The following is a 13,471-nucleotide window of genomic DNA, read 5'->3' as shown; positions in this document are numbered from 1 at the left end:
ACAGGAAGTTGTTGATCGCTGCTGCACACCGGGGCGCCGGGAACAGGGCTGACGGTTTGCGGCGAACGCTGCTCGCCATGGGTTTGCTGGTGTCACTGGGTGCGAATGTCGCGCAGGCGCAATCGATCACCGGCGGCCTGTATGGCAGGGAGCCTGGCGGCAGTCATGTCACGCTCGAAGTAGCCAATCCGGCTACCGGCTACCACCGCGAACTGCAGCCGGACAGCGATGGGCGCTACAACGTGGGCGGCCTCAATCCGGGCAAGTACACCGTCACCGTGTTGCAGGACGGCTCCACCATCGGCACCCGCACTGTCGTGGTGAGCGCCAACGTGCAGACGATGGTGCCGGCGCTTTCCGGCGTCGAGGCCGCCGCCACCACGTCGGCGAGCGCCACCAATCTCGGCGCGATTCGGGTGTCCGGACGAGCCATCGATGCCGACGTGATGCCGATCGACGTGAGCACGCCGGAGTTCTCCAACAACTACAGCATGAGCGTGGTCAACCAGCTGCCGACCGGGCGCGGCCCCGAGAGCGTCGCGCTGCTGAGCTCGAAGGTGAAATACGACAACCAGACCACCGGCCTGATCCAGATGGGCGGCGCGAGTCCGGCCGAGAACCGCTACTACTACAACGAATTCGACAGCACCTACGACTACAACGGGCTCGGTGCCACCTACCTGCCGGCCGAGGCGATCACCTCGACCCAGGTATTGAGCGCCAACGCCGGTGTGAGCTGGACCAGCACCACCGGCGGCACGATCGCCTCCACCGTGCGCCAGGGCACCAACCGGTTCCAGGCGGGTTATTCGCTGTACTTCACGCCGGCGACTTCGTGGTTCAACTCGCATGCGCGCGATTCGCGCACAGCGCAGGGCGACTACTACCGCTTCAATTCCTCCAACAGCCACAGCGCCAATGTGGCCAACCAGTACCTGTTCGCGTCCGGTGCGCTGGTCAAGGACAAGCTGTTCTTCTTCGCCATGCTGGGCAACTCGCCGGCCAATACCAGTCAGAGCAATACGCAGAACCGGCACATCGACACGGCCAACCGTGACAAGAACGGGCTGCTCAACCTCACCTGGAACATCAACGCCGACCAGTCGTTCAACGTGGTCGGCAACCGTGACTGGAAGAATACCTTCAACAACCGGTACAGCCTGACGCGCGACTACGACCCGTCCTCGCAAGGCGCGTACGCAGGCTGGACCTCGACCCAGGTCAAGAACCAGTTCCTGATCGGCAACTACCACTGGCAGATCAACGACAGCATGAGCCTGCGCCTGATGGGCGGATACCTGAGCCAGTCCTCGCTCAGCCCGACTTCCACCTCGGGCACTAACCTGCCTTACGTGATCGAAGTCGATCCGGTGACCCAGGTGCACAAGAACATCGGTCTCACCACCACCAGCAGCAAGCTGTATCCGTTCGCCTACTGGCGTCGCGGCTTCAAGGGCGACTTCACCTGGAACCTGGGCGACCACAAGATCACCATCGGCGGCGAGCATTACAAGCACTTCATCAACAACGTCAGCACCACCACCGACGGCGGCGACTGGACCTATTACACCCAGCCCGGCAGCGTGCTGCCGAACGGTTCGCCGGCACCGGCCGATGGTCGCTACGTGGCGCAGTACTTCATCAGCACCGGCGGTCCGTTCTACACGGTCAACAAGGCGTTCTACATCGACGATTACTGGCAGGCGTCGGACCGCTGGATCGTCTATGCCGGCCTGCGCGACGACACCTTCATCAACAAGAACGTCAACGGCCAGAACTTCTGGCACCTGCCGCTGCTGTCGCCACGGTTCGGCGTGTCGTGGGATGTTTACGGCGACAGCACGATGAAGGTCGGTGCGAACGCCGGCAAATACACCATCCCGATCCCGTCCAGCGTCAACAACGGTGCGGCTGGCGCCGTCACCCAGTGGTACCGCTACTACACCTACGCCGGCAGGGATCCGAACACGCAGGCGCCGACCGGGCTGACCCAGATCGGTCCGCAGGAGACGCTGATCAACGGCCAGGCGCCCAGCGCCGCGAATGTCGCCACGTCCAACATCAAGGCGCCGTACCAGTACGAGTTCCAGGTGTACGTGCAGAAGACGCTGGGCAACAGCTGGTCGTCGATGGCCGAGCTGGGTTACTCCTCGCTCAAGCGCGCGATCGAGGACACCTGCTACACCCAGGGCATCACCGACTACGCGCAGGCCCATGGCTACCCGGATTACGAGGATTCCAGCGGCTGCCCGATGATCAACCCGGGCATCGCCCAGGTGTTCATGCGCGACTACGACGGCGACGGCAAGCTGGAATCGCTGACCGTGCCGGGCAGCGTGTTCGGCCCGGCGCCCACGCGCAAGTACGTCCACCTCACGCTGGAACTGACGCATGCGCAGAACAGCGAAGAGCCGTACTTCCTCGACCTCAGCTATACCTGGGCGCACCTGTACGGCAACTACGACGGCCTGCTCAATCTGGGTACGCGCACCAACGGCGGACCGTCCGAGCAGATCCTGTGGGACTTCCCCGGCCTGATGGAGCACAGCTCCGGCAACCTGGCCGGCGACGTGCGGCACAGCCTCAAGCTCAACGGCATCTACTACTTCGCGACCGGCCTGCGTATCGGCAGCACGTTCGACCTGTCCACCGGCACGCCGCAGAACTGCCTCGGCACCTATCCGGACATCGACAACCCCGCCGAGCAATACGGCGCCGCCAGCCACTTCTGCAACAACGTACCGGCACCGCTGGGCGCGGCAGGGCGTACGCCGCTGTTCTGGCAATGGAACCTGGGTGTGGGCTACGACTGGGCCATCAGCGACTCCCATCACCTGAGCCTCGATCTGCAGGTGCAGAACGTCACCAATCGCCAGGGTGGCATCGATGCGGAGCAGCGCTACGACACCGGCAGTTTCCAGAACGATGGCTCGCCGATCCTCAACCCGAGCTACGGCGCGGCAACCTGGCAGGCACCGCGGACGACGATGCTGATCGCCCGTTACACCTTTCGATGAGGACGCACGGCGTCGCGCCGATGCGGTGCGACGCCCCTGCTGATTGTCCGCGAACCACGTTCCCGCGCCACGCGGCCGACGGCATCACCTTCGCTTATCCACCGAGGTATCCCATGAAAAAATATCTGTTGCATCTCGCCTATGGGCTTGCAGGTATCGGAGCCTTCCTGGCCGGCCCGGCGCACGCCGTGATTGCGGGCGGCATGGTGGCGAATCACTACTACTACCCCGCCTCGACCGTCGCGAATGCCGACGGCCTGTACGGTTACAACGGGATCGATGCTTCCATCCGGGTGACTCATGAGCCTGGCACCAACGGCAATACGTTCTACGCCAGCCAGTTTTTCTGGACGGTCAACGTCAACCAGGGCGGCTATGCCGGGATCCAGCAAAACTCGAAAAAGACCAAGACCGTTCTCTTTTCGATCTTCGGTCAGACCTACGATTCCAGTGTCGACAAACCCGGCTCCGCCTCCGGTGCGGTATGCCGGGCATTCGGTGGCGAGGGCACCGGCACCCAATGCCTGTTCACCACCAAAGACAGCAAGGAGCCGGCGTGGAGGGAAGGGGCCAAGTACACCTTGCACGTGAAGTACGCGGGAAAGACGACGATCCCTGCGGGCGCGGCCGACGCCGGCGAAAACTATCTCTGGCAGGCCTCCATCACAGATGAGGACACGGGCACGACCACGGTGATAGGAACCATCCATTCGCCGGCGGGCAACGGCCTGTTGCAGGCCGTCGTGCCGCAGTTCGTCGAAAACTTCACCCAGGGATCGCAGCAGTATTCCTCCTGCTCCCAGGTGCCGCCCACGACGGCGGTGTTCTACGCTCCGCTCATGTACGACCCCGTGGGCAATGCCGTGCAGACCAACAACGCCTCGACACAAACCTATGGCGATTGCGCGTCCATCGCCAGTTCGATGATGAACCCGGACAGGACGGTCATCGCCACCATCAGCCAGCCGCCCGGGGCGCCTTTCATCGCCCAAAACCGCGTCCAGCACTACTGCGCGGATACGTTGGGCGGCAACCACCTGGGCCTCAATGTCTGTGCGGGCAGCGACAGCTCGTCCTGGGCGGTGGGCAACCAGCTGCTGGCGAACGATGTCGGCAACCGGCTGAATCTGATCGATCGCAACGTATGCCTGCAGGCAAACGGCAGCAGTGCCGTACTTGCCGCAAGCTGCACCGCCGACAGCAGTCAGGAGTGGCTGTACATGCCGGGCTCGGAGGCCTGGTTCAACGTGGGCTCCGGTCAATGCCTGAACGCAGCCGGCGATGCCGGCCAGAACAGCACGGTGAATCTGGCGGATTGCGATTCGTCCGACTATCAGCAGTGGATACCCAGGCAGCCGTGAGCGTGTCTGCAGGGCGCCTGTCGCTCGATGCCGCCATCGCCCATCGTCATGCGAAGCCGCACAGGCACCGGGCATCGAGCGCAACCGGCGGGTGGATATCAATGAATCAACATGAGAGGCAACCATGGCAGCAACGCATCCGCATTCCTTTCGCCTGTCGCGCATGAGCGTGCTGGCTTCCTGCCTGTTGGCCGCGCTGGCGGGTTTCAGCACGGCGCACGCCGGTGACGGCACCGTCCGGGACAAGGCCGTACTCGATCCCGGCGCAGCGACCTTCGCCGATCGGCACGGCGTGGAGCGCTTCGGCAACGCCGCGATCGAGGCGGCGTGGAAGCTGGATGGCAAGCGGCTCGTCGACATGACGATGACCGACCGGGCGCACGACCGCACGTTCGCCGTGCCCGCGCCGTTCGCGCTGTTGCTGGCCGACGGCAGCACGATCAAGGCTTCCGACATGAAGCTGCTGTCGCCGCCGCGCGCCCGCCCGCTGCCCGTGGACGCGAAGGCTTCGCGCCTCGCCATGCGCCAGCCCGGCCAGACCGTCGAGGCCAGCTTCGGTGACGTGAATGGCCGCTTCCGGGTGGACTGGAAGCTGGTGCAGCGTGACGGCTCGCCCTACCTGCGCGAGGTGGTCAGCATCGCCGCGCTGAAGCAGGACGAGAAGATCGCCAAGGTGTCGCTGCTGGAAACGCAGCTGGTGGACGCCGAAGTGGTGGGCAGCGTGAACGGCTCGCCGGTGGTGGCCGGCAACGTCTACCTGGGTTTCGAGAATCCGCAATCGGACAGCGCGGTGCGGCACAACGACGTGAAGCTCACATTGTCGCGCACGCTGCCGCTGGAAAAGGGCAAGACCGTGGATTATTCGGCAGTGGTCGGCGTGGTGCGCGACGGCCAGCTGCGGCGCGACTTCGCCAGCTACGTCGAGCGCGAGCGGGCGCATCCGTACCGGCCGTTCCTGCACTACAACTCCTGGTACGACATCGGCTACTTCACGCCGTATACCGAGGCGCAGGCGCTGGACCGCATCAACACGGTGGGCACCGAGCTGCACGTGAAGCGCGGCGTGAAACTGGATTCGTTCCTGTTCGACGACGGCTGGGACGACCGCAGCGGCAGCTGGCACTTCAGCAAGGACTTTCCGCACGGTTTCGTGCCGCTGCGCGAAGCCGCCGCGAAGTACGGCGCCGCGCCGGGCGTGTGGCTGTCGCCGTGGGGCGGCTACGGTCCGCCGGCGAAGGAGCGTGCCGAGCGTGGCGCCAGGGCCGGCTACGAGATCATCGACGGCGGCCTGGCGCTGTCTGGCCCGAAGTACTACCAGCGCTTCCACGACGCGGTGATGGACCTGGTCAAAAAGGACGGCATCAACCAGTTCAAGTTCGACGGCACCGGCAACGCCGACAAGGTGTTCCCGGGCAGCCGCTTCGACAGTGACTTCGCGGCGGCGATCCAGTTGATCGACGACATCCGCGCGGCCAAGCCGGACACCTTCATCAACCTCACCACCGGCACCTGGGCGTCTCCGTTCTGGCTGCGCTACGCCGACACCATCTGGCGCGACGGCGAGGACGACAGCGAAACCGGCGTCGGCAGCACGCGCGAGCAGTGGATCACCTATCGCGATGCGCAGACCTACCGCAACATCGTGCTGAAGGGGCCGCTGTTCCCGATCAACTCGCTGATGCTCCACGGCATCATCTACGCGAAGGAAAACCGCAAGCTCAACACCGATCCGGGCCACGACTTCGCCAACGAGGTGCACTCGTACTTCGCCACCGGCACCGAGCTGCAGGAGCTGTACATCACGCCGTCGCTGCTGAGCGATCACGACTGGGACGTGCTGGCCGAAGCGGCGAACTGGTCGCGCGCGAACGCCGACGTGCTGCGCGACACGCACTGGATCGGCGGCGATCCGGATCGGCTCGACGTGTACGGCTGGGCGTCATGGTCGCCGCGCAAGTCGATCGTCACCCTGCGCAATCCGGGCGACCACGCGCAGCTGGCGGTGGTCGACCTGCAACGTCAGCTGGAACTTCCTGCTGATGCGGCGCGCCGTTTCCATGCGCACAGTCCGTGGAAAAGCGATGCGGCCAAGTCCGGAATGACACTTGATGCGGACAAGCCGGGCACGATCACGCTGGCGCCGTTCGAGGTGTTGACGCTGGAGCTGACGCCGGTGGCGGCAGGTTCCTGACAGATCGAGGCGGCGCGAATGATCGGACGGTCACGCCCGTCATTCGCGCCGCGACGTCAAGCCTTGCCGTGGAACAGTTCGCGGCCGATGAGCATGCGGCGGAAGTCGATATGGCGTGCCGGCGCCGATGGTTCTTGATCGGCGTCGTCGAGTCAGGCCTTGCCGTGGAAAAGCTCGCGGCCGATCAGCATGCGGCGGATCTCGTTGGTGCCCGCGCCGATCTCGTAGAGCTTGGCGTCGCGCAGCAGGCGGCCGGCGGGGAACTCGTTGATGTAGCCGTTGCCGCCCAGGGTCTGGATCGCTTCCAGCGCCACCTGCACCGCATTGACCGAGGCGTTGAGCAGGCAGGCAGCCGGGTCGATGCGCGACTTCACGCCCGCGTCGAACTGCTGCGCCACCATGTAGGCGAAGCCGCGTGAGCTCTGCAGCGCGGTGTACATGTCGGCGATCTTCGCCTGCATCACGCCGAAGGTGCCGATCGGCGCGTTGAACTGCTTGCGCTCGCGCACGTAGGGCAGGGCCAGGTCGAGCGCCGCCTGCATCAGGCCGATCGGGCCGCCGGACAGCACCAGCCGTTCGGTGTCCAGGCCGTTCATCAGCACGCGCACGCCTTCGTTGACCTCGCCCACGATGTTCTCGGCGGGGATCTCGCAGTTGTCGAACACCAGCTCGCAGGTGTTGGAGCCGCGCATACCCAGCTTGTCCAGCTTCTGCGCCGTGGAAAAACCCTTCATGCCCTTCTCGACGATGAAGGCGGTCATGCAGCGGCTGCCGGCGGTGCGCGGCGCGGTGCGCATGTAGACCAGCAGCACGTCGGCGTCCGGTCCGTTGGTGATCCACATCTTGTTGCCGTTGGCGACCCACACGTCGCCGCGCAGCTCGGCCTTGCAGCTCATCGAGCCGACCACGTCGGAACCGGCGCCGGGCTCGCTCATCGCCAGCGCGCCCACGTACTCGCCGCTGCACAGTTTCGGCAGGTACTTCTGCTTCTGCGCCTCGTTGCCGTTGTGGAAGATGTTGTTGACGCACAGGTTGGAGTGCGCGCCATACGAAAGCCCGACCGAACCGGATGCGCGGGAGATTTCCTCCATCGCCACCATGTGCGCCAGGAAGCCCATGCCGCTGCCGCCGTACTCCTCGGCAACCGTCACGCCGAGCAGGCCCATCTCGCCGAACTTGCGCCACAGGTCGGCCGGGAACAGGTTGTCGCGGTCGATCCTGTCGGCGCGCGGGGCGATCTCCTTTTCCGCAAACGCATGCACGGATTCGCGCAGCAGGTCGATGTCTTCTCCAAGCGGAAACGGTCGCATCACGAACTCCATGGGTGTGCAGAACAGCGATTTTAACCCACGCGGCCCGCCAACGCCGGCGATGCCCGCCCCAAGGGAGTTACAGCTGCGATTCGATCGGCAGCCAGCTCATCACGCGGGTGGTGGCGCGCAGCCACCAGCCGGCGTCGGGCTCGTGGTCCAGCACGCGCGGCGGCTGGCTGCTGGCGTCCAGCCATTGCAGCGAGCCGTCCGGGCGCCGCTGCACCTGGTAGCTCAGGGCGGGTGAGGCCAGGCGCAGATACTCCTGGCGCAGGTCATGGGCCAGCCCGGCATCGGCGAACAGCACGCCCATTTCGGTGTTGAGGTTGGCCGAGCGCGGGTCGATGTTGAACGAGCCCACGAAACCGCGTTCGCCGTCGATCACGAAGGCCTTGGTGTGCAGGCTGGCGCCGCTGCTGCCGAACAGGCCCTGGGCCGGCTTCGGGCCATTGCGGCGGATCTCGAACAGGTGCACGCCACCCTCCAGAAGCTTGCTGCGGTAGCGCTCGTAGCCGCTGTGCACGGCCGGCACGTCGTTCGCGGCCAGCGAATTGGTGATCACGCCCACCCGTGCACCTGCGTGCGCCAGCCCGACCAGGGTGGCCGTGCCGTTCCTGCCGGGCACGAAGTAGGGCGAGATCAGCATCACCTCGCTGTGCGCGCCCGCGAGATGCGCGGTGAGGCGCGGCTGCAACCAGCTGCCGCGATCGGCGGAGCGGAACTTCAGCGGCGGATCGGAGGCGACCACGATGTTGGCGCTCCAGTGCATGGACAACTCGTGGTTGGCCAGCCGTTGTGCGGACGGCGACGCGGCAACCCGTTGCAGATACACCTGCGCGTCGGGCCCGGCGGATTCCTGGCCGAGCCGCGACACGATCCGCTGCAGGTGTTCCGGCGTCTGCGGGTTCAGCGCCTCGATCGGCACGACGGCGCTGGAGTTCCAGAACGCGTCGAAGATCGTGCTGGCGTCCGCCACCGCCGGGCCGAGCAGCAGCATGTCCAGGTCGCGGAAATTCACCCGGCTGGCGGCGTCGAAATACTCGTCGCCGATGTTGCGCCCGCCGACCACGGCGAGCCGGCCGTCGACGATCCACGCCTTGTTGTGCATGCGATGGTTGACGCTGAAGAAGCGCTGCACCATCTCCAGCAGGCGCCACACGCCGCTGCGATTGCGGAACGGGTTGTACAGGCGCACTTCGATATTCGGGTGCGCATCCAGTGCCAGCAGCGCCGGGTCGAGGCCCTGGGTGTTGATGTCGTCGATCAGCAGGCGCACGCGCACGCCACGCTCGGCCGCGGCATACACCTCGCGCGCCAGCAGGTGGCCGACCAGGTCGTCGTGCCACATGTAGTACTGCAGGTCGAGGCTGCGCCCGGCGATGCGCGCGGAAGCGGCGCGCACGGCAAACGCGTCCAGGCCGTCATGCAGCAGGGTCGCCGCGGTCTGTCCCGGGTGGGCGGCGAGGTAGGGTGCCAGTTCGCGATCGATCGGGGTCTGTGCCGCCTGCAGCGGCAGGGTCGTGCTGGCGGCGCCGCTGGCGCGCGGGGTCAGGTGGTCGGCCAGCAACAGGCCGCTGGCGACCAGCAGCACCAGGGCCAGCACGGCCCAACCCATCCAGATCATGATCCTGCGCATCCGTGGCACCTCCGGCTTCCGATTATTCGTGGGCTGTCGCAGATGCGCAAAGGCCTGCCGCGATCGACGGCAGGCCTTTGCGGAACAACAGGGCATGCCGGCAGACCGGCAGGCCCCTGGTGACGCGCTTACTGACCGCGCATGCGACCCTGGAAGCGGGTGCCGCCATTGCCCATGTGCGCCAGCTTGATCTTGCCGATCGCATTGATGCGCTCTTCGGCCAGGCGGTCAGCCGCCTTGTAGGTCGGGATGTTCTGGGTCTTGGAGATCTCGAAGATGCGGCCCAGGTTGTAGTAGATCGTGCGCATCATGCGCATGGCGCGCTCGCGGTTGTAGCCGTCGATTTCCAGCGACACGTTCATCACGCCGCCGGCGTTGACCGCGTAATCCGGCGCATACAGCACGCCGCGACGCTGCAGTTCGTCGCCGATCTCGTCGGTGGCCAGCTGGTTGTTGGCCGGGCCGCAGATGATCTTGGCCTTGATCCGGTCGATGGTCTGCTCGTTGACGGTGCCGCCAAGGGCGCACGGCGAATAGACGTCCGCATCCACGTCGTAGATCTCGTCCAGGCCCACCGCCTCGCAGCCCAGCTCGTCGACGCAGCGCTGCACCGCTTCCTTGTTGATGTCGGTGACGAACACCTTGGCGCCCTGTTCGCGCAGCAGCTTGATGTACTCGCCGCCGACGTGGCCGCAGCCCTGCACGGCGTAGCTGTACTTGCCCACGTCCTCGTTGCCGTGCTTCGCCTGCAGCGTGGCCATCAGGCCCTGCAGGGTGCCGTAGGCGGTGAACGGCGACGGGTCGCCCGAACCGCCGTGCACCTGGTGCACGCCGGTGACGTATTCGGTTTCGCGGAACACGTATTCCATGTCGTTGACGTCGATGCCGACGTCTTCGGCGGTGATGTAGCGGCCGTTCAACGAGTTGACGAAGCGGCCGAACGCGCGGAACAGCGCCTCGGACTTGTCCTTGCTCGGATCACCGATGATCACCGCCTTGCCGCCGCCCAGGTTCAGGCCGGCCACCGCGTTCTTGAACGTCATGCCGCGCGACAGGCGCAGCACGTCGTTCACCGCCTCCTGCTCGGTCTTGTACGGCCACATGCGCAGGCCGCCGAGCGCGGGGCCCAGCACCGTGTTGTGGATCGCGATGATGGCCTTCAGGCCGGCGTCCTTGTTGTGGCAGAACACGACTTCTTCGTGACCGGTGTTGGCGATGGTTTCAAAGATCATTGGAACGGTGACTCCATGATTTACGGTGCCGGTGGGCATCTACAGAGGGTGGCGGAGAGCATGCGGGACTTCGCCGGGGGTTTGAAAACGCCTGAAACTGATCGCCCCGACCGGAGCCGGGGCGATGAATCAAAGCGTCAAGTTTAGTACGTCACCCCCGCAGGTGGTGCCGCGGCGCAGCAAGGCGCCCGCGTATGGAGGCTTCGGGCGCGGCGCGGCCGACTCCGGAAGCGGGCTGCGGCCCCCTACATCCGGCAGTTCGGCGCATGCCCTCTGCTGCGCGCCTGCTGGTACGCCGGCAACAACTGCTCGGCCTGCCGGTTCAGCGCCTGGGCGCGGTTTCCCGAGGACGGATGGGTGGACAGGAACGCCGGCGGCTTGCTGCCGCCCTGGGCACCCATCTTTTCCCACAGCGTCACCGCCGCCCGCGGGTCGAAACCGGCCTGCGCCATGTAGCGCTGGCCCAGCGTGTCCGCCTCGCTTTCCTGGGTGCGCGAGAACGGCAGCAGGATGCCGACCTGGGCGCCGAGGCCCAGCGCGGCGGCCGCATAGCCGGCATTGGTGCCGCGGGTGCCGGCGTAGATCGTGCCGGCCGCCACCGCGGCCTGGGTCGCCATGTTGTCCGACACGCGTTCCGCGCCGTGCCGCGCCACCACGTGCGACAACTCATGGCCCAGCACCACGGCCAGCTGGTCCTGGTTGCTGGCCAGCTTGAACATGCCCTTGTTCACGCCGATGCGGCCGCCGGGCAGGGCGAACGCGTTGGCGCTGTCGTCGTCGACGATCTGCACCTCCCACTGCTGGGTGTTCCATGGCGGCGGCAGTACCGCGATCAGCGCGCTGGACACGCAGGTCGCGTAGGCGCGCTCGCGCGGCGCGTCGACGAACTTGCCCTGCTTGCGCATGTCGTTGAACGCGGTCAGCCCCATCTGGCTCATCTGGCTGTCCGACACCATCATCAATTGCGAACGCCCGGTGGGCGAGGTGACGCAGCCGGCCAACAACGTGGTGGCCAGCGTGACGAGCAAATGGCGGTGTTTCATGCGTGATCCCCTGAGGACGGTCGTGATTCGAGCATAACCGCAGGAAATCACGGTCGGGATCAACACGGCGTTGATGAAATGTACGAACGATCGTGCTATTTTCTGGCGCATGACGACCGCAACCCTCCCCGGCAAACGCGCCAGCACCCGCGAAACCATCCTCGACCACGCCTATGCGCTGGCTCGTCGTGACGGGCTGGAAGGCCTGTCGATCGGCAACCTGGCCGCCGACGTGGGCATGTCCAAGAGCGGTGTGTTCGCCCACTTCGGCTCGCGCGAAGAGCTGCAACTGGCCGTGCTCGACACCGGCCGCAACCGCTTCGTGAGCCAGGTGCTGATGCCCGCCCTGAAACAGCCGCGCGGCCTGCCGCGGCTGCGCGCGATCGTGGCGAACTGGTTCGCATGGAGCCGCGAACACCAGAGCGGCTGCGTGCTGCTGTCCGCCGCCAGCGAATACGACGGCCGCGACGGCGCGCTGCACGATGGCGTGGTGCGGCAACAGTCCGGCTGGCGCGATGAATTGCAAAAGGCGATCGCGCAGGCGGTCGAGCTGGGCGAGCTGCGCAGCGATACCGATGTCGCCCAGCTCGCCTTCGAGATCTACGCCCTGATGCTCGGCCTGCACCACGACGCCGGCCTGTTCGGATTCGACGAAGCCGGCCAGCGCACCCGCGCGGCCTTCGAGCGCCTGTGGCGCAGCTGGCAAACCTGAGGCGAAACCCATGTCCACCGTCATCGACCGACTCAAACTCACCACCGTGCGCACCGGCTTCGCGCTGGGCGGCCGGATCGCACCGAAGCGCACCGTGAACCGCGCCGCGCGCCTGTTCGCCACCCCGTTCGCCAGCAGCCGTGCTCGCGCCGAAGCGGTGCAGGGCGATGCGCAGATGCAGCGCGGCGAGTTGCAGCTCCGCGGCGAAACCATCGCCACCTACGTGTGGGGCGATCCCGCGACCCAGCCGTACGCACTGCTGGCGCATGGCTGGTCCAGCTTCGGCCTGCGCTTCCTGCCGTGGGTGGCGGGCTTGCGCGCGCTGGGCTTCGCCGTGGTCACGTTCGACCAGCCCGGCCACGGCCACAGCAGCGGCAAGCTGTGCACGCTGCCCGAATTCACCGCCACCATCCACGCGATCGGCGAGCACTACGGCCGCGCCGCGCTGGCCGTCGGCCACTCGCTGGGCGGTGCCGCCGTCACCTTCGCCCAGGACGAGGACTGGCATGCCGATCGGCTGATCCTGGTGGCGCCCGCGGCCGACATGAAAGCCGCGGCCGGCCGCTTCTTCCGCTTCGTGCGCCTGGGCGAACACCTGCGCCAGCCGTTCTACGACTGGCTGCTGCGTCGCACCGGCGTCAGCGTCGAGCAACTGCAGGTGCATCGCCGCCTGCCTGCGCTGGGCCAGCCCGCACTGATCGTGCACGACCTCGACGACGCCGACGTGCCGTGGGGTGAGGGCGAACGCTACGCCCAGTTTTGGCCCGGCGCGCGACTGTTCACCACCCAGGGCCTGGGCCATCGCCGCGTGCTCGATGCGCCGGAAGTGATCGACGCGGCGCTGGCTTTCGTGCGCGGCGAAGTCGTCGGCACGCGGGTGATCGGCAGCCCTGACCTGGCACGGTGCATGTGACCTCTTCCTTCGCCCTCCGGGAGACAAATCAGCAGGATGCCGATTTGCACGGCGAT

9 protein-coding genes are annotated in these 13,471 nt (G+C 66.2%); 5 read left to right on the top strand and 4 right to left on the bottom strand.

Features of this window, described 5'->3' with window-relative positions:
• Positions 1 to 77 precede the first annotated feature (77 nt).
• The 3 genes from ASD55_RS11875 to ASD55_RS11865 all read left to right on the top strand — a co-directional run bounded on the left by ASD55_RS11875 (position 78) and on the right by ASD55_RS11865 (position 6,569).
• Positions 78 to 3,017 carry a TonB-dependent receptor gene (locus ASD55_RS11875; RefSeq protein ID WP_056766382.1) on the top strand — a complete coding sequence of 980 codons (2,940 nt, stop codon included), beginning with the start codon at positions 78 to 80 and terminating at the stop codon, positions 3,015 to 3,017.
• 113 nt (positions 3,018 to 3,130) lie between these two features.
• Entirely contained in the window at positions 3,131 to 4,378 is a 1,248-nt protein-coding gene (locus ASD55_RS11870; protein ID WP_056766380.1) for an RICIN domain-containing protein, read from the top strand.
• Between the two features lie 124 nt (positions 4,379 to 4,502).
• Entirely contained in the window at positions 4,503 to 6,569 is a 2,067-nt protein-coding gene (locus tag ASD55_RS11865) for an enterotoxin (protein ID WP_200946158.1), read from the top strand.
• 152 nt (positions 6,570 to 6,721) lie between these two features.
• On the opposite strand, the gene ASD55_RS11860 is transcribed toward ASD55_RS11865, so the two are convergent.
• The 4 genes from ASD55_RS11860 to ASD55_RS11845 all read right to left on the bottom strand — a co-directional run bounded on the left by ASD55_RS11860 (position 6,722) and on the right by ASD55_RS11845 (position 11,790).
• Positions 6,722 to 7,879, bottom strand: coding sequence for an isovaleryl-CoA dehydrogenase (locus ASD55_RS11860; protein WP_056715690.1), 1,158 nt, complete (start codon positions 7,877 to 7,879; stop codon positions 6,722 to 6,724).
• 79 nt (positions 7,880 to 7,958) lie between these two features.
• A complete protein-coding gene (locus ASD55_RS11855) occupies positions 7,959 to 9,515 on the bottom strand; it encodes a phospholipase D family protein (RefSeq protein WP_056766378.1) in 1,557 nt (518 codons plus the stop codon).
• 128 nt (positions 9,516 to 9,643) lie between these two features.
• The gene (locus tag ASD55_RS11850; protein ID WP_056715671.1) at positions 9,644 to 10,747 is read right to left on the bottom strand and encodes a Glu/Leu/Phe/Val dehydrogenase dimerization domain-containing protein; all 1,104 of its coding nucleotides are present in this window, start codon (positions 10,745 to 10,747) and stop codon (positions 9,644 to 9,646) included.
• A 245-nt stretch (positions 10,748 to 10,992) separates the two neighbouring features.
• Entirely contained in the window at positions 10,993 to 11,790 is a 798-nt protein-coding gene (locus ASD55_RS11845; protein WP_056766376.1) for a M48 family metallopeptidase, read from the bottom strand.
• 109 nt (positions 11,791 to 11,899) lie between these two features.
• On the opposite strand from ASD55_RS11845, the gene ASD55_RS11840 reads away from it, so the two are divergent.
• Positions 11,900 to 12,502 carry a TetR/AcrR family transcriptional regulator gene (locus ASD55_RS11840; RefSeq protein ID WP_056715677.1) on the top strand — a complete coding sequence of 201 codons (603 nt, stop codon included), beginning with the start codon at positions 11,900 to 11,902 and terminating at the stop codon, positions 12,500 to 12,502.
• Between the two features lie 10 nt (positions 12,503 to 12,512).
• Positions 12,513 to 13,415 (top strand): alpha/beta fold hydrolase, encoded by a 903-nt coding sequence (locus ASD55_RS11835; RefSeq protein ID WP_056766374.1) that lies wholly within the window; start codon positions 12,513 to 12,515, stop codon positions 13,413 to 13,415.
• Positions 13,416 to 13,471: the final 56 nt, after the last annotated feature.

This window comes from Rhodanobacter sp. Root561 (assembly GCF_001427365.1).
In the GTDB taxonomy this organism is placed as follows: domain Bacteria; phylum Pseudomonadota; class Gammaproteobacteria; order Xanthomonadales; family Rhodanobacteraceae; genus Rhodanobacter.
The sequence above is the reverse complement of the archived record's forward strand: the minus strand, read 5'-3'. Positions and strand labels throughout refer to the sequence as shown.